This window comes from Selenomonas sp. FC4001 (assembly GCF_000701565.1).
Taxonomy (GTDB): Bacteria; Bacillota; Negativicutes; order Selenomonadales; family Selenomonadaceae; genus Selenomonas_A; species Selenomonas_A ruminantium_B.
The window spans coordinates 112,074-127,435 of record NZ_JNJF01000004.1 but is presented as its reverse complement, the minus strand read 5'-3'; the positions used below and the strand labels follow the sequence as shown (position 1 = coordinate 127,435).

Here is a 15,362-nt window from a genome sequence, read left to right as displayed (position 1 = left end):
AAATCTCTTTCACGAAACCCATTATGTAAGCTATTCGCTATCCACTATAAAATATCCTCTTGAATCCTTGGTGGCATTGCGTCTTATTTTTTGTTATGATAGGTAGGTAATTATTTTTTATCGAGGTGTTTTTTCTTTATGCAAACAGCAACTCTGCCCCGCAAGCCCAGGCTTGCCGCCATCGAATACATCCGTGGCATTTCCATGATGGGGGTTATCGGCATTCATATCGGTTCCCAGTACATCATGAACCCGGCGGCCAACATCCATCTGGTGGCGCTCTTTGAAACCTTTACCCGGTTCAGCGTGCCCATCTTCTTCTTTATCTCTGCCTTTGGCCTGTTCTACAATCTGAACATCAACGCGCCCTTTGATTTCGTGAGTTTCACCAAGCGGCGTCTAAAGACCGTGCTGATTCCCTATCTTGCCTGGTCCCTGCTTTATCTGCTGCATGACGGTCTGCTCTACGGCGTCGGTTTTCCTGACCCGCTGCATTTGTTATCCGTCCTGTTCTTCGGCAATGCCAAGTATCAGCTCTACTTCATGGTCATTCTCTTGTGGTTCTATCTCTTGATGCCCCTTTGGATTGCCATAGTGCGCCGCCTGACCCTTTACCGTCTGGGTATCTTATTGATTTTGCAGATGGCCTTTGACTACTGGTCGAGCTTTGATACAGCCTTCAACCTCTACGTTTACAGCCTGCCCGATAACAGCATTCTCAAGCCCTTTTTGATGTACCGCCTCAATTATTGGGTGCTCCATTACTTCTTCATCTTCCTGCTGGGGGGCTGGCTTTCCGTTCACAGCGATAAGTTCATGGACTTTATGAAAAAACATCTTCATGGACTCTGCTGCTTTTTCTTCTTCACCTTGGGCGGTCTTATGACCTATTACTACGAGAAGATTTACTTTGACGGTTACACGGCACTTGAGGCCATCAACACGGCGCATCAGCTCTGCCCTTGGGGGATTCTCTACACCATGGCCGCCAGCCTGTTCTTCTTTGCCATCTTCACCTATCAGAGCTATCCCAAAGCCCTAAACAATCTGCTCCATATCTTAGGCAAACATTCCTACTTCGCCTATCTGGCCCATCCCCTGTTCATCACCTACATCGGCCTGTGGCTGCAGAACCACGGCAAACTTATGACCGCGCCTGTTGTTATCACCTTCTACTGGGCAACGCTGATACTCTCCATTCTGGCCGCTATTATCTGCCGGAAAATCGGCGAAGCCATTCCCATCCTCAATAAACTCACCATCGGTGTTTATCCGAAAAAATAAAACTAAGCCCTTCCTGGCACGGAGGGGCTTAGTTTTATCATCCTGTGATTTTGGTAAAAAAATTCAATTTTCTTTTGGAGAAACTGTAATACATTTATCTGCCAATCGTATATGGCTATAGAAGGAACAACATTACATACTAAATGTCGAAATAGGGAGGAAATACTTATGATACTCCAGGCAGATGAATTATTATTGTTGCAGGATGCAGATCTCTTTGAACTGGAAGATGCGGAAATCGACCAGATGGCAGGAGCTCGTAAACGCAATATCGTTATCTCACCGGAAAAGTTTCAGGCATTGCAAAAGCGATTTCTCATGCGAATCGAAAGTTATAAAGCCAAACGCCGCCTGGCAAAAGAATGCTGAACTGCAAAAAACTCCCCCAGCCAAAACTGAAGGAGTTCTATAGAAGAATATCACTTTAAGAAGCCGTTGACAATTTGTTCTTCGGCTTCTTTTTCCGTTAGGCCCAAAGTCATCAGCTTGATGAGCTGGTCCCCGGCAATCTTGCCGATAGCTGCTTCATGCACCAACATGGCATCCACATTATTGGCTTCCAGGGACGGCACCGCCAGAATTCTGCCCTCATCCATGATGATGGAGTCACACTCCGTATGGCCATGGCAGGCTGCGTTGCCTACGATGCGCAAATCCAGTTTCTGATAGGATTTGTCCTTAGCTACGCCGCGGGACACTACATCAGCGCTGGCATTTTCGCCATCCAGCGTCACTTCGTATTCACTGTAAGCATACTGCGTGCCGTGCGTCATCAGGCGTTCGCGCACAATCAGGCTGGCATCTGCCTTGAGGTTTGCCTTGGTGGTACGGCTGGTGGAATCCACGCCCTTAATCTGTACCATTTCCATCTCCATGGAACTGCCTGCTTCCATGGTCACTTCCGTTACGGGATTCAGGATGCGCTGGCCTTTGCCATCGCCGGAACCGTAATGTTTTTCCACATATTTGACCTTGGCATTTTCGCCCACAAAGAAGCGATGAACGCCATCGTGTTCCGAATCCTGGGTGCCGCAGTTGTCAATGCCACAGCCTGCCACAATTACCACATCAGCGCCTTCGCCGATGTAGAAGTCGTTGTACACCGTTTCCTTCATGCCGCTTTCGCTCATGACGACAGGAATGTGTACACTCTCATTCTTGGTGCCGGGCTTGATGCGGATATCAATGCCGGAACCGTCTTCCTTGGAGGTGATTTCGATATTGGCACTGCTGCCACGGCCCACGGACTTGCCGTTAGCGCGCAGATTGTAAGCCCCCATGGGGACATCGTGCAGGTCAGCCACCTCCAGCAGCAGTCTTTTCTGTATCTCGTCCATCTTCAACATAGCGCTACCCCCTTACTGAAATTTTCTGCACATGGGCATGCTGACTTCCGTGTCCATGATTTTAGGCAGGATGTCTTTGCCGGCGCCATGTTCCTGTACCCGGCCGTCGGCCAGCACAATGATTTCATCAGCAATCTGCAGGATGCGCTCCTGATGGGAAATGATGATGATGGAACTTTCTTCAATTTCTGCCCGCATTTTCTCAAAGATGCGGATAAGGTTTTGGAAACTCCAAAGGTCAATCCCCGCCTCCGGCTCGTCAAAGATGGAAAGATTCGTCTTTCGGGCCAGAATCGTAGCAATCTCAATACGCTTGAGTTCACCACCAGACAAGGAACTGTTCACTTCACGGTTGAGATAATCATTCGCGCAAAGCCCTACCTCGGAGAGATAATCGCAGGCCTTGATATGGGAAATCTTTTTCCCGGCTGCCAGACGCAACAAGTCAATAACCTGCAGGCCGCGGAAACGCACAGGCTGCTGAAAGGCAAAGCTGATGCCCATCTGTGCCCGCTCCGTAATGCTCTTATTGGTAATATCCTGGCCGTCCAAAAGAATCTGGCCGGAAGTGGGCTGCTCAATGCCCGCTATAATTTTCGCCAGGGTGGACTTGCCACTGCCGTTGGGCCCCGTAATGACCACAAATTTCCTGTTGTCAACGGTTAGGCTCAGGTCCTGAATAATATCCACCTGGCTGTTGCCCTCGGTGACATGGAAGGAAATGTTCTTCAATTCCAACATGTATATCGTGCTCTCCCTTCCGATTTACATAATTTATGTTTAAGCTTTCTTTTATATTATAACGCTAATGTTTACCTCTTGTCGACAGACAAATTCAGTTGCTGTAATATATTGCGATTTTGAACAAGAAACCGCCTGACAAAATCACCTGTCAGACGGCTTCTCTTAAAGTGTATTTGTTTGGAAATGTTTGGGAATCAATATTTAACGCCAAGCTTTTGGCAAAGCCAGCGCATCATGGCTTTATTGGTATCTTCACCCACATAACCATGCTGTGCTTCAGAATTGCACATGAAAAGATTTTCCACGCCGGCATCGGTCAATGCCTTTTGCAGGCTGATGCTCTGCTGAATGGGTACCAGTGAATCATGTCCGCCATGTGCGATAAAGAACGGCGGCGCATCCTTCGTCACCTGATATACCGGGCTGCCCATTTTGGCCTTCTCCACCATACTCCAATAGGGAGAGGTTTTATCACCATCCTCATATATCTTACGCAGGGTGCCTACGCCTTGTCCTTCCCCCGTAAAGCCCAATAAAATAGATTCATTGGCGCGTACCGAATCATGGGTTTCTGCAGCTTCAGCAGGTGACTGCAGCTGGGGACTCATTTCCGGAGCCATGGTCAACAAATTGGTGGGGCCATAGAAGTCAACACAGGCTGCGACCTTGCTGCTATAGCCAAGATTTCCGCCTACAGTACCTTCTAAGTTCTTGTTGCCACTGGTTACAGCCAGTTCTGTTGCCAAATGAGCACCAGCCGAGGTACCGGCTATGGCAATTCTGTCGGCGTCAATGCCATATTCTGCCGCATGAGCACGGACAAAACGCACTGCTGCTTTCACGTCATAAATCTGAGCAGGAAAAGCCGCTTCGCTGTTCAAACGATAATCCACGGAAACAAAGGCAATGCCATGATTCAGGACATCTTTGAAAATCTTATAGGACGAAGTATTGTCTTTATCCATCAAAGCGCCATTGCCGCTCTGCTTGCTCTGCTTCGCTTGCTGCTTTACATCATCGCCTTCATAGGTGCCTCTGGCCCAACCGCCGCCATGTACAAACACCAACACAGGGACTTTTTCTTTCTTGGCCTGGGGCGGGATGAACACATTCATGCGCAGCTGGCGGGGCGCGCCATTGTCATTTTTTACATTGGCGACTACTACATCCCGATAAGTCGGCTGCATGGAAATAAGATTCTCCTGCTTGCCAGATGCATGACCAACACCATTTACAGGAACCATAAGAGCCAGTGACAGCAAAGCTGTTACCGATATTTTTCTCAATTTATCTGCGTTCATATGACGAACCTCCAGCTATTATTTCTTTACACGCTTGTAGTCGGCATCAAAATACTTGCCAGCACGAATGTCATCCGTCATGCCTTTGTAAGGCGCTTCGGCGATAACTTCTTCGTTGTCCTGACCAGCCTTGCCCATGTAGGTAATCTTGGCAAATTCCGGTACCAGATATTTCGGATAGGTTTCGTACTTCTCACGGGATTCTTCCATCAGGTCAATGTGCTCATTCTGGAAGCATACCGTAATGGACGGATGATCCTGTACCCATTTTGGGAAGAAAATCGTACCGTGCATGATGTTTTCATTCGGCATAAAGTCCAAAGCCACATCCGTGCCCGTCGGTTCCGTCCAGGTTACCTTGAATACGCCATCCGTAAGTTTGACGATATTGGCTTCCTGATCCTTCACCCAACGGCCGGCGACCATACCGCCATGAATACGGTAATCCACCGTATGATCATTCTTGGCATACCATTCATATTCCCAGCCATTATCGTAGGTATAAATAAAATGCGTACCCAAAAAGTCATCTAGTTCTTTAAATTTCATTGTTAAATTCCTCCTAAGCCATTATGTATTTATTTACATGATGTTGATATATGTATCATAAACCAGATTATTTGACTTGTCAATATCATGTAATAAAATACATGATATTTTTTTTTATCTATGCTATACTGATTCCAGATATATACGAAGGGACGAATGACTATGGCACAAAAAAACATATTAAAATATATCATTCTAGGGCTGCTGAACCGTGAGGATCTAGCAGGCTACGACATTAAAAAGCTGTTTGAAGAAGAGCTCGGCGACTTCTGGTACTCCAACCACAGTCAGATTTACCCGGAGCTGCGGCGCATGGAAGACGACGGCCTGATTTCCTCGCGCACGGAACTGGTGGGCAAAAAACTCGAAAAGAAATTCTACCAAATCACAAAAGACGGACAGAAACTTCTGTCCGCCTGGATGGATGAATCCTTAAATCCGCTGGTGCCTACCCGAGATGAATTCACGATGAAATTGTATCTGCTTGACTCGGCCGACCATCCGCTGGTCACCCGGCTCTTTCAGGAAGAAATTGCCCGACATGAGGAAAAGTACCAATACCTGCAGACCCGCTGGCAGCTGCTGTTCGCGGATGAAAGCGAACAGCAGAAACATTTCGGCCACCGCTGCATCCTGGAGCAGGCCATCCTGCGGGAAAAACAGCGTCTGGATTGGCTGCATAGAGAACTAAAAAAGATAAAGAAAACCAACTGAATACATCCATTACCAAAGCTGCCAATTATTTATGGCAGCTTATTGTATTCATTCACCTCCACCGGTTCGCACCATTCATTAGAAGTCTTCTCACCCGGCACTTCAATGGCAATATGCTGGAAGGCAGAATCCTTGGCCGCACCGTGCCAATGCTTGACATTAGCGGGAATATGCACGACATCACCAGCCTTTAATTCCCGCGCGGGCTTGCCCCATTCCTGATACCAGCCACGCCCGGCGGTAACGAGAAGCATCTGTCCGCCGCCCTTGTCGGCATGATGGATATGCCAATGATTGCGGCAGCCCGGTTCAAAGGTCACATTGCCGATAACCACCTGCTCCATAGAAATCATATTGAGATAGCTCTTGCCGTCAAAATACTGGGCATAGTTGACATTTTCGCCGCCCACCGGGAACATACTGTTTTCCTGAATAGTTTTCAAATCCATATTATCGCTCCTTTGTGCTAATCAGTTGCCATCCGGCACCCAGGTACCTTTGACGCCCTTTACCGCTTCGGCAGCCGTGATGACTTTGTCGCCATTATCCACATCAATCAGCTGATAGCGGTCATTGCCCATGCCCATTTCCTTCATATAGGTCAGCTGACGCATGCTGTGACGTGATTCCATGCGCTCCACTAAATCATGTTTGCTCTCTTCGGGCAGCGCATAAACGCAGTCAACACATGCCTGGTCAGCGGCCAGGATATCCAAGGAGGCCACAATGCCAATATCCGGCGTGACCACAGGCTTAGCTGAGGTTCCAGCGCAGTCACAGTCCACGCTCATATTGCGCATCACATTGATAAAGGCAATTCTATTTTTGAAATAGTTGACGGTAGCCTGCGTGGATTCGGTCATGCGCTCCATGAATTCCTCGTTATTTACGCCCCATTGAGAGCCGGAGTCCCCGGCATGAATCATCTTCTTGCCGATTTTGCCATCGGCGCAGCCAATGCCCAGATTTTTATTGGAACCACCAAAGCCGCCCATCGCATGGCCTTTGAAATGCGTAAGCGTCAATAGCGAATCATACTGCAGCATATTCTTGCCCACGGACATCTCCGTTAACCACTTACCATTGGGTACCGGCAGCATCGTTGTCCCTTCGGCATCTGTAATATCCACCTTGGTAAAATCCGTCCAGCCGTTGACCTGCAGGGTTTGACGATGCCTTTCCGTCGTGTCGCGGCCACCACCATAATAGGTATTGGTTTCAATGATGGTGCCCTTCGGCAGACGCTTCTGCAGCAGTTCCTTGACCCAGGGACGAGGAATGATATTCGGGCCATGCGGTTCGCCGGTATGCAGCTTGATGGCCACCTTGCCGCCCAAATCTTTTTTGACACGGTCATAAATTTTCAGCAAGCCTGCCGCTGACAGGTCACGGGTAAAGTAAACCACAGACTCGGCCCCTTGCCGTTCACGATACGGAACATAATGTTCACCGCCGGTACCGGCAACTTTTTTCTTTGCCTCTGGCTTTTTTTCTGGCGTATCAGCCGCAAAAATCGCACAGCCCGGCAAAGCCGTCATTGCTACCGCCATGCCTGCCAATTTCACGAAATTCCTGCGTGTTATGTTCTTCTTCATCACATCAACCTCCCTGCTAAAAACTGCTTTTACTTTACCACTTAAAGTTTACTCCAAGTCAAATTTTTATTGCATACGCTCCCACCAGTTATCAAAACCTGCTGCCTGACCGCCAGCAATATAAGCTGCTTCGCCGATTTCCGGCGTCATCAGTTTATATCCCTTTCCCTGGCTGGCCTGCGAAAGTCTTTGATAAGGTTCCTGCCAGGGATGACGGGACAGGGCAAACTTGCCGCTATGAGCAGGCAGAAGCATTTTCGCCCCCACATCCACTGCCGCCTGCGCCGTTTCCTCCGGCAGCATATGGATGGCATGCCAGGCCATATTGTACTGGCCGTTTTCGCCCAGCATCAAGTCAAAGCCGCCGAACTTCTGCCCAATGGCCTTGAAGTGTGCACCGTATCCGCCATCTCCCGTATAGTATACCTTGCGCTGCGGAGTTACAAACGCAAAGCCACACCAAAGCGTGGGATTAGAAGTCAGAAACCGCCCCGAGAAATGCTGGGACGGCAGGATATGAATAGATAAATCATCCGTTAATTTGATTTCCGTATCCCAATCTTCTTCGTGCAAAAGCTCTTTTTCAAAGCCCCAGCCTTCAAAGTATTCTCCCACGCCTAACGGGCAGACAATACGTTTCACCTTCGGCTTCAGTGCCATAATCGTTGGATAGTCCAAATGGTCCCAATGGTCATGGGAAATCGCCAATACATCAATCTCCGGCATATCCTCGGCGGTATAGACGTTGCTGCCAGGAAATGCCTTGTTGATAAAAAAGATGGGCGACGCATAGGAACTGAACACGGGGTCAATTAAGATGCGATAGCCTCCGAGCTGCATAAAGAAACTGGAGTGCCCCAGCCAGACCACCACATCATCATGCGGATTCAGGCTGCGCAAATCCGTCTTCTTTGACAGCATTACCTGCTTCGGCGATAAATGAGACTTATCCCCAAAGAGGAATTTTGCCATCGCCACAAAACGATTTTCACCATTCTCCTCATTCATGACCTGTACGGGAACTAGATTTTGGAACTTGCCATTTCTATAATGCGGTGAGTCTTCCATCCGTGCCAGACGTTCCCCCTGCGGCAGCCTGCCAAATTCCGGCCGCTGGGTAAAGAGCGCACCGCCGCCAGCTAATACTCCCAAGGTTCCCAAACCTCCCACGATAAAAGTTCTTCTATTCATTATGATCTCCTGCCAATGATTTCTCTATTGCTTCAATTTTAACACTTGGAGCAGACTTCAAGTCAAGAATAAATCTTGATTACGCCATCTTAAAATCCACGCAAAACAGGGCTGCTGCACAAGTCCTTTCCCTTGCAATAACCAGTATGCAAATCTTTCTTGCATATTGGTTATTGCGGTAAAAGGCTTTTGTGCAGCAGCCCCATTGTTTTATCTAGCTAATCCCTGTTCATCTGCGGCCGGTTAATGGGCCAGTCTCATTCAACGGACCGGTTTCATTCACTGGGCCTAGTTCTACTAGCATACGTTTAGAAAATTTGCCCTGGCAACACCAATTTTTCTTTGAAAGGAAAATCCTTGTCAAATGCCTCAGCCTTCGCCTCATCTACAAAATAACCTTTTGGCGTGGTATATTCACCAGTAATGCCTGACAGATAACCCGGTACAAGTTCCTTGCACAAGAAAAAGGATGCATCTGCCCCTTCCGGCAGGCCATGATAGCGAATGCCAAAATTGCTGGCATAGTCAAAGCCGCTCTTGCCATAGAAACCGATGTTTCCTTCAAAACACAAGGCCCCACAACCCAATTCAGCAGCTTTCTGCAAGCTGAAATCCAGCAAAATCTTGCCATAGCCCTGCCTTTTCCGTTCCGGACATATGCAAATAGGGCCCATCGTCATAATCGGGATTTTCCTGCCATCATCAGCCTTGATAACGGCACGCATAAAGATGTTCTGGCCGATCAACCGACCATCCTTTTCCATGACAAAATCCAACTCCGGCACAAAGGCTGGGTCATTTCGCAGACAATGCAGCACATAGTGCTCCAAACAACCGGGACGGTAGACATTCCAAAAGGATTCCCGTACCATGTTTTCTACTTCACGATGTTCCTCAATTTTTTCCAAACGAATACGATAGTCATTTTTGCTCATTGTTTTTCCTCCTGATGATTGATGACTGCAATACAGGGAGGTCGGTGTGAAATTGCTCCTAAGCCAACCTCCCGGTCAGCCTGCAATCTCCAAGGTGTTGTTTCTCAAACAGCAAGCTCCTTAACAGTAAAAAACAATATTTAGCCGAATAAAATACTCGACACTTCGTATTCTATTACGATTGCCAGCAGTTGTCAACTTGCAGAATACATCACTGACAAATACACAAAATAACGATTGTCTTAATGCCATAAATATGGTATAGTATGTCCAATAGCATAAACGGCTGTGTAGGAGCCGTGCCGCTTCGGCGGCAGAAAATCGACGTGGATAGCCTCTGTGGCTTTCTGCCCTTTTTAGGGAACGTCGATTTTTTTATTGCTTAAAATGAGTATGGAGGTACGATTATGCGCAGATATCAAAAAATATTGGCTTTGACTTTGGTGGGGACAGGAGCATTTATGCTGCCGGGCACACTCCCCGTACAGGCAGCCACCGTACAAGCTGGTGAAGTGCAGGCAGGCGCTGCTATTCATGGCCTGCAAAAAGTTACAGCTGTAACGCGTGTCTATGGCAGCGGCGAACAGGTTGCCGAAGCGATTTTGGAATACCCGAAAGCACTTTTACCCTCAGCCGTAAAACCCACGGACTTTGCTGTATCCGGCCAAGAGATTACCGCCGTAATGGTAAACGATAAACCGAAACTTACGAATAAGGCGCAGGCAGGGCGTTATGTCATCCTACAGTTTGCCCAGAAAAACAATGTCTATGATGGGGATTTAAGCAAAAAGCCGGGGCGTCAGGCAAAACCTGCCGATGATAAAAACGGCCAGGGCACTGATGCGCCCCGCCAATCCAACCGCAAACTGCCGGATTTATCCCTGCAGGTACAACAGGTGCGTCCTCTTACTGCTATTGACGGCACCACCTTTGCCCCACTGACTGTATCCGCGACAGCCGTAAATGAGCCGGACTTAGAACGGTTCCAGCAATACGAATACACCGATAAGGAAGTGGGCGCCACGATTCCTTATAATCTATATCTGCCCCAAAACTATGACCCAAAGAAAAAATATCCCCTGCTGTTTTTCGTGGCCGATGCCAGTGCCAACATCAACGCGATAAAAACACCGCTGTTCCAGGGCAACGGCGCCACCATTTGGGCCAGCGACAGCGAACAGGCCAAGCATGAATGCATCATCCTTGCTCCGCAGTATACCGCCGACTTAGTTGACAAAATCGGCATGATGACCACCGATGAAAATGTCTGGACACCGGGACTTACCCTTGTGTCCAATTTACTCCATGATGTGATTGAGCGTTACAGCGTAGACAAGAATCGCATCTATGGCACCGGCCAGTCGCAGGGCGGTATGGCCAACATTGCCATCAGCGATAAATATCCGGATTTATTTGCCGCGCAATGGCTCGTAGCCTGCCAGTGGAATGTGGAAGAAATGGCCGCCATGAAGGACAAAAAACTCTGGATCACCGTCTGTGAGGGCGATACCAAAGCCTTCCCCGGCATGAATGCCGCAACAGCCCTTTGGGAATCCCTGGGCAGCAAAGTTGCGCGGAATAAGACCTTTTGGGACAGTCATGCAAATATGACAGAAATCAATGCAAACGTCAAAGATATGACCGCAGCCAACGCGCCTATTAATTACTCCGTCTTTGCCGGCGGCAACCATATGTATACCTGGTCATTTGCCTATGATATCGAAGCCATCCGCGACTGGCTGTTCCAGCAACGCAAAGACGGCCAGACACACAGCTTACTTGCCAAAGCCTTACAAGATGCCGGCCTCGCCGCCCAGCGCGGTGATATTATCGCAGCACCGGCCATGGCAGCTTTGGGGCATCTGTATGAAAACGGGCTGGGCGTAGAAAAAAATCTGCAGAAGGCCCAGGAATGGTACACAAAAGCAGCAATCAGCGAATAAAGTTAGTGGCTTGCCAAGATTCTTTCTCTGGCAGGCCAAATTTTTCCTTGCCCAGTTGGATGCTCTTCATCAGGAAGGTCATATTACGCGCCAATGTCCGCATGGTCTGCATGCCCGACAGCCTATGCAGCCGCGAATTGCCTTATTGCCCACATGAACCAATTCGACTTTCATCGTAACCTCTCCTCCCAATATAACATTTCCTAAAAGCTATCTAACTAAAGAAACATTACCGCGAACACCTTTGTGCATACTCTTTGCGGCTTCTTTGCAGTTTTTCCTCGGCAGTTGTATTGCCGCCCTTCATAGCCAGCAATACACCAACGGCAATAAGCGCAAAACCGGGCAAAAAATAACTGGTCATGGCTTCACCGAGTAATAACCAGCCTAAGATTGTGCCAACGATCGGCTGAAAGAACATAAACAAACCGCCAATGGATGCATCCATATACGTCAGCCCCTTGCTCCAAAGAACAAATCCTGCCGTGGTGGAAATCATCCCCACATAAAGTACCGAGCCCCATATCTGCGGCATAACCAAAGCCCCATAATTTGCTTCGTTAATCAGCCACCATATTCCATAGGGACTCAGCACCAAAAACGCGATGAGTACGCTATAAAAAGTCAGCGTAAACACCGAATAGCGGCTGAGCAGTTTCACAAGTATGGACATCAATGCCCAGGTGATAGCTGCTACAAACAAATAGACACCGCCCAAAAGACTGCCGGTTTGCAGATTCTCCGGGTCAACGACGATTAGCAGTACCCCCACCGTTGCCAAAACTACAGACAACAAACGGCTGAAATTAAACCGCTCATGCAGAATCAGGCAGCCGAACACCACCATAAATGCCGGTGTAGCCGCCGTTATCACCGAACCCATCTGTGCTGAAGTCAGCATGGTTCCCGATTCCTGCGTGACAATGGAGAGCGTTTGACCGGTCAACGCAGAAATAAGCAGGAGCTTCCAGTCCTTGCGCTCAATTTTCCAGGAAGTTTTTTGATACAACATGATAAGCACTAGCGGGACCAGCGCCACACCGTACCGCAGCCAAACCAAAGCCACAGGCGTAATCACGCCTACGGTCAGGCGGACCGCAATAAACATAGCGCCCCAAATACTGCCGGCCAGCGACAATAGCAGCGAGCCAATTAGTAAATTACGCAAAAATATTATCTCCTTAAAGTCTCTCAGGACTACAATGAACTACCGCGACTGAACTTAGAAGCCACGCAAAGGCTCTCGCTGTCCGAATCTCGGGCTCCCGAAAATGCCCGCCTGTATTCCATTCCAGCGTACAGTTAATCCTCTGCTCCTTCAGCCATGCGTAACCATCCCGGATGCAATCGCCCACACTAGCCATAACCGCATTCTTGGTCTTTTCTTCTTTATCGCCAAGGCTGAGGTATACGTTTGGGCATTTAATCGCCGTGCTCTTCATGTAGTCAACAAACCTCGGAAACCAGATAGATGGTGAAGCAGCAGCAATGCCCGCGAATTTATCGGTTTGGTAAGCAGCCCAAAGGGAAAACAGGGCCGCCAGCGAATATCCGCCCAGATAATAGATTTTGCTTTCGTCCTGACAAAGCTTTAGGATTTCGGTCAACAGTTCTCCTGCACAATCGCCAAAATCATCCTTTCCAAAAACCGCAGGTGCCGGCCACGGAGATAAATCACGGTTCCAGCTTTCCACCTTGACGGCCAACAAGCGAAATTCTTTGCCGGACAGCCTCTGAATTTCTGCCACTTCATCATCCATTCCTGCTATATCATGTTCATCCACAGTCTGAACGAGTGTAATAACCGCATTGGGATTACCATATTCATAAGTAACCATCAGCCAGCCTCCTAGAATTTCGTGGCAAAGATGCCGAACATTGGCGTTTCACCGTAGAGCAGCCGCTCTTTATCATCCCAAAGCTTTTCCGTCACATCAAATTCTGTATGCACATCGCCAAAGCCCATGTTACGCAACAGCTCTACATCCCAATAGGGACGTTTTGTTCCACTGAGGGGCAGCTGTAACGGATCAAAAGGCTCGGTTATATCCGCTGCAGAATCCAGAGCATCTCCATACTGGCGTAAGCATTCTTCCCGCCGGTCTTCTGCCCGTTTGGCCATAGTTTCATCAAAAAGCGGCATATTCCAGTTGGCGTCAAAGAGCAGCAGGCGTCCACCTGTCCGCAGCATCCGCTGGCATTCCTCATATACCTGCCACGGATTTGATAAAGTCCAGGTTACATTACGGCTCACAATGGCATCGAAGGAATCATCCGGAAACTCCGGATGATTGATGTCCTTTTGCTGTAACGTGATTTCGATGCCTGCACTTTCAATCAGCTGCCTTGCCTGAGCCAACATCCCCTCTGAACAATCCACGGCTGTTACTTCATAGCCCATTTGGGCCAAGATAATGGAAAAAAATCCGGGGCCGCAGCCCAAATCGAGCACCTTGTGCGTATCCGCAGGCAATTTTTCCCGCAAATAGTTCTGCCACGCCTCTACACGAAAACTGGCCAGTTCTTTCCGTATGATATCACCATAATTTTCTGCATCCTGCGACCAATATCGGGCCATGCTTTCTATATCCATTACTTTGCCTCCAAAATCCACTTATCAAGAAAAGCCATCTGTTCCTCCGTATGGAACCAATGCTCACCATTTTCCATAACCGTCAGCCCTGCATGATGCTTTTCGGCAAAATCCTTCATCGTTGCCAGCGATGTCAGTTGGTCTTTTTCGCCGTACAAAATCTGCGTTGGCACATTCCATTTAAGGGGATGATTTCTGACATAGCTCAGATACTTCCACGATAAATCCTCGCCGAATTCGGTATGAATTACACCTTGAGCTTCTAGTTCCGCCTCCGTTACATTGGCCCATCTCATCATATCCAGAATAAGACGCTCCATGTCCACAATGGGTGAAATGAAATATGCCTTCTGAATAAGCCCGTCTATTCCCGCATTCATGCTGAAAAAGGCACCAATGCTGTTGGCAATCAGGATAATCTCCTCACCCTTTTCTGTCAGCTGCTCAACAGCAGTCCGAATCTCCCGGCCAGTATCCCCAGGCGAAAAGGTCTGATAATCCAGCCCGCTAACCTTATCTTGGGGAAAAAGTGGCTCATAATGTTTGCTTTCCTCAGCATTTCCACCTTTGCCATGTATATACAAAACCTGCATGTTCAACCGCTCCCCTTACCTTCTTACATAGCGAGGCCCTTCCTCGCCAACGATTCCATTGGGAACAAAGCCACATTTTGCCAGAACACGCTGCGAAGCTGCATTATCCGGCTCTGTTTCGGCCTCTACACGCAATACGCCAGCCCGCTTCAAGGCCCAGTTCACAGCAGCTGCAACTGCTTCTGTGGCATATCCCTGCCCTTGGAATTCATCATTTATGCCGTATCCAATTTCTACGGAGCCATCTTCATTAAGTCCCTTGAATGACAAATCTCCAACCTGCACGCCATCGTGGCGTGTCACCATCCATATAGCGTACCACTCTCCCTGCTCAGGATGGGCCAGATAACCATCCAGCATTTCCTGATAAGCTTTTTGGAGCTCATCGTCGGTCTGTCTATCGATAATCTCCTCCATTTCCGCTTGTGATGTTACATATAACCTTAGCCGTTCTGTTTCTAATACAATCCGTTTAACGTATGTTCTCATATTAAAGCTCCAGTAAATCATCCATCCGACAACACATCGCTTGGATCTTGACATAATAAAAGATCTTCTATGACTTGTTAATAGT

18 protein-coding genes are annotated in these 15,362 nt (G+C 48.3%); 4 read left to right on the top strand and 14 right to left on the bottom strand.

The window, feature by feature from the left end; genetic code table 11:
• The first annotated feature begins 138 nt into the window (after positions 1 to 138).
• Both T320_RS00670 and T320_RS00665 read left to right on the top strand, forming a co-directional pair.
• Entirely contained in the window at positions 139 to 1,284 is a 1,146-nt protein-coding gene (locus tag T320_RS00670; RefSeq protein ID WP_037351947.1) for an acyltransferase, read from the top strand.
• Between the two features lie 168 nt (positions 1,285 to 1,452).
• Positions 1,453 to 1,653: a hypothetical protein gene (locus tag T320_RS00665; protein WP_026760800.1), complete on the top strand. Its 201-nt coding sequence runs from the start codon at positions 1,453 to 1,455 to the stop codon at positions 1,651 to 1,653.
• Between the two features lie 50 nt (positions 1,654 to 1,703).
• Here T320_RS00665 and T320_RS00660 read toward each other — a convergent pair whose 3' ends face one another.
• The 4 genes from T320_RS00660 to T320_RS00645 all read right to left on the bottom strand — a co-directional run bounded on the left by T320_RS00660 (position 1,704) and on the right by T320_RS00645 (position 5,224).
• Positions 1,704 to 2,630, bottom strand: a complete 927-nt coding sequence (locus tag T320_RS00660; RefSeq protein ID WP_026760801.1) for a SufB/SufD family protein — start codon at positions 2,628 to 2,630, stop codon at positions 1,704 to 1,706.
• A gap of 12 nt (positions 2,631 to 2,642) precedes the next feature.
• The gene (locus tag T320_RS00655) at positions 2,643 to 3,371 is read right to left on the bottom strand and encodes an ABC transporter ATP-binding protein (RefSeq protein ID WP_026760802.1); all 729 of its coding nucleotides are present in this window, start codon (positions 3,369 to 3,371) and stop codon (positions 2,643 to 2,645) included.
• Between the two features lie 197 nt (positions 3,372 to 3,568).
• Positions 3,569 to 4,675 carry an alpha/beta hydrolase gene (locus tag T320_RS00650; protein WP_037351944.1) on the bottom strand — a complete coding sequence of 369 codons (1,107 nt, stop codon included), beginning with the start codon at positions 4,673 to 4,675 and terminating at the stop codon, positions 3,569 to 3,571.
• An 18-nt stretch (positions 4,676 to 4,693) separates the two neighbouring features.
• A complete protein-coding gene (locus T320_RS00645; RefSeq protein WP_037351943.1) occupies positions 4,694 to 5,224 on the bottom strand; it encodes a phenolic acid decarboxylase in 531 nt (176 codons plus the stop codon).
• Positions 5,225 to 5,386: 162 nt separating this feature from the next.
• Here T320_RS00645 and T320_RS00640 point away from each other — a divergent pair, with 162 nt between their 5' ends.
• The gene (locus tag T320_RS00640; protein WP_037352465.1) at positions 5,387 to 5,938 is read left to right on the top strand and encodes a PadR family transcriptional regulator; all 552 of its coding nucleotides are present in this window, start codon (positions 5,387 to 5,389) and stop codon (positions 5,936 to 5,938) included.
• Between the two features lie 29 nt (positions 5,939 to 5,967).
• Here the strand turns inward: T320_RS00640 and T320_RS00635 are convergent, their stop codons facing one another.
• The 4 genes from T320_RS00635 to T320_RS00620 all read right to left on the bottom strand — a co-directional run bounded on the left by T320_RS00635 (position 5,968) and on the right by T320_RS00620 (position 9,659).
• Positions 5,968 to 6,387 carry a cupin domain-containing protein gene (locus T320_RS00635; protein WP_037351942.1) on the bottom strand — a complete coding sequence of 140 codons (420 nt, stop codon included), beginning with the start codon at positions 6,385 to 6,387 and terminating at the stop codon, positions 5,968 to 5,970.
• 21 nt (positions 6,388 to 6,408) lie between these two features.
• Positions 6,409 to 7,533: a DUF362 domain-containing protein gene (locus T320_RS00630; RefSeq protein ID WP_037351941.1), complete on the bottom strand. Its 1,125-nt coding sequence runs from the start codon at positions 7,531 to 7,533 to the stop codon at positions 6,409 to 6,411.
• Between the two features lie 66 nt (positions 7,534 to 7,599).
• Complete coding sequence (locus T320_RS00625; protein WP_037351939.1) at positions 7,600 to 8,724, bottom strand: MBL fold metallo-hydrolase; 1,125 nt, start codon at positions 8,722 to 8,724, stop codon at positions 7,600 to 7,602.
• Between the two features lie 308 nt (positions 8,725 to 9,032).
• Positions 9,033 to 9,659, bottom strand: coding sequence for a GNAT family N-acetyltransferase (locus T320_RS00620; RefSeq protein WP_037351938.1), 627 nt, complete (start codon positions 9,657 to 9,659; stop codon positions 9,033 to 9,035).
• Positions 9,660 to 10,066: 407 nt separating this feature from the next.
• Here T320_RS00620 and T320_RS00615 point away from each other — a divergent pair, with 407 nt between their 5' ends.
• Positions 10,067 to 11,602, top strand: coding sequence for an SEL1-like repeat protein (locus T320_RS00615; protein ID WP_051608513.1), 1,536 nt, complete (start codon positions 10,067 to 10,069; stop codon positions 11,600 to 11,602).
• Here the strand turns inward: T320_RS00615 and T320_RS15030 are convergent.
• From T320_RS15030 to T320_RS14150, 6 genes are all read right to left on the bottom strand, one after another.
• A complete protein-coding gene (locus T320_RS15030) occupies positions 11,592 to 11,714 on the bottom strand; it encodes a hypothetical protein (RefSeq protein WP_255327077.1) in 123 nt (40 codons plus the stop codon). The two genes, T320_RS00615 and T320_RS15030, sit on opposite strands and share 11 nt — an antisense overlap.
• Before the next feature lie 117 nt (positions 11,715 to 11,831).
• Positions 11,832 to 12,770, bottom strand: a complete 939-nt coding sequence (locus T320_RS00610) for a DMT family transporter (RefSeq protein WP_037351935.1) — start codon at positions 12,768 to 12,770, stop codon at positions 11,832 to 11,834.
• A gap of 13 nt (positions 12,771 to 12,783) precedes the next feature.
• The gene (locus tag T320_RS00605) at positions 12,784 to 13,440 is read right to left on the bottom strand and encodes an alpha/beta hydrolase (RefSeq protein ID WP_051608512.1); all 657 of its coding nucleotides are present in this window, start codon (positions 13,438 to 13,440) and stop codon (positions 12,784 to 12,786) included.
• 11 nt (positions 13,441 to 13,451) lie between these two features.
• Positions 13,452 to 14,195 (bottom strand): class I SAM-dependent methyltransferase, encoded by a 744-nt coding sequence (locus T320_RS00600; protein WP_037351932.1) that lies wholly within the window; start codon positions 14,193 to 14,195, stop codon positions 13,452 to 13,454.
• Positions 14,195 to 14,788, bottom strand: coding sequence for an alpha/beta hydrolase (locus T320_RS00595; RefSeq protein ID WP_197019337.1), 594 nt, complete (start codon positions 14,786 to 14,788; stop codon positions 14,195 to 14,197). The genes T320_RS00600 and T320_RS00595 overlap by 1 nt, the downstream gene beginning before the upstream one ends.
• Before the next feature lie 15 nt (positions 14,789 to 14,803).
• Positions 14,804 to 15,277, bottom strand: coding sequence for a GNAT family N-acetyltransferase (locus T320_RS14150; RefSeq protein WP_072023974.1), 474 nt, complete (start codon positions 15,275 to 15,277; stop codon positions 14,804 to 14,806).
• Between the last annotated feature and the right edge of the window lie 85 nt (positions 15,278 to 15,362).

Excerpts from the sequence above, each read along its gene's own strand:
- T320_RS00670 (WP_037351947.1), top strand. The coding sequence starts at position 139 with ATGCAAACAGCAACTCTGCCCCGCAAGCCCAGGCTTGCCGCCATCGAA.
- T320_RS00665 (WP_026760800.1), top strand. The coding sequence starts at position 1,453 with ATGATACTCCAGGCAGATGAATTATTATTGTTGCAGGATGCAGATCTC.
- T320_RS00660 (WP_026760801.1), bottom strand. The coding sequence starts at position 2,630 with ATGTTGAAGATGGACGAGATACAGAAAAGACTGCTGCTGGAGGTGGCT.
- T320_RS00655 (WP_026760802.1), bottom strand. The coding sequence starts at position 3,371 with ATGTTGGAATTGAAGAACATTTCCTTCCATGTCACCGAGGGCAACAGC.
- T320_RS00650 (WP_037351944.1), bottom strand. The coding sequence starts at position 4,675 with ATGAACGCAGATAAATTGAGAAAAATATCGGTAACAGCTTTGCTGTCA.
- T320_RS00645 (WP_037351943.1), bottom strand. The coding sequence starts at position 5,224 with ATGAAATTTAAAGAACTAGATGACTTTTTGGGTACGCATTTTATTTAT.
- T320_RS00640 (WP_037352465.1), top strand. The coding sequence starts at position 5,387 with ATGGCACAAAAAAACATATTAAAATATATCATTCTAGGGCTGCTGAAC.
- T320_RS00635 (WP_037351942.1), bottom strand. The coding sequence starts at position 6,387 with ATGGATTTGAAAACTATTCAGGAAAACAGTATGTTCCCGGTGGGCGGC.
- T320_RS00630 (WP_037351941.1), bottom strand. The coding sequence starts at position 7,533 with ATGAAGAAGAACATAACACGCAGGAATTTCGTGAAATTGGCAGGCATG.
- T320_RS00625 (WP_037351939.1), bottom strand. The coding sequence starts at position 8,724 with ATGAATAGAAGAACTTTTATCGTGGGAGGTTTGGGAACCTTGGGAGTA.
- T320_RS00620 (WP_037351938.1), bottom strand. The coding sequence starts at position 9,659 with ATGAGCAAAAATGACTATCGTATTCGTTTGGAAAAAATTGAGGAACAT.
- T320_RS00615 (WP_051608513.1), top strand. The coding sequence starts at position 10,067 with ATGCGCAGATATCAAAAAATATTGGCTTTGACTTTGGTGGGGACAGGA.
- T320_RS15030 (WP_255327077.1), bottom strand. The coding sequence starts at position 11,714 with ATGCAGACCATGCGGACATTGGCGCGTAATATGACCTTCCTGATGAAG.
- T320_RS00605 (WP_051608512.1), bottom strand. The coding sequence starts at position 13,440 with ATGGTTACTTATGAATATGGTAATCCCAATGCGGTTATTACACTCGTT.
- T320_RS00600 (WP_037351932.1), bottom strand. The coding sequence starts at position 14,195 with ATGGATATAGAAAGCATGGCCCGATATTGGTCGCAGGATGCAGAAAAT.
- T320_RS00595 (WP_197019337.1), bottom strand. The coding sequence starts at position 14,788 with ATGCAGGTTTTGTATATACATGGCAAAGGTGGAAATGCTGAGGAAAGC.
- T320_RS14150 (WP_072023974.1), bottom strand. The coding sequence starts at position 15,277 with ATGAGAACATACGTTAAACGGATTGTATTAGAAACAGAACGGCTAAGG.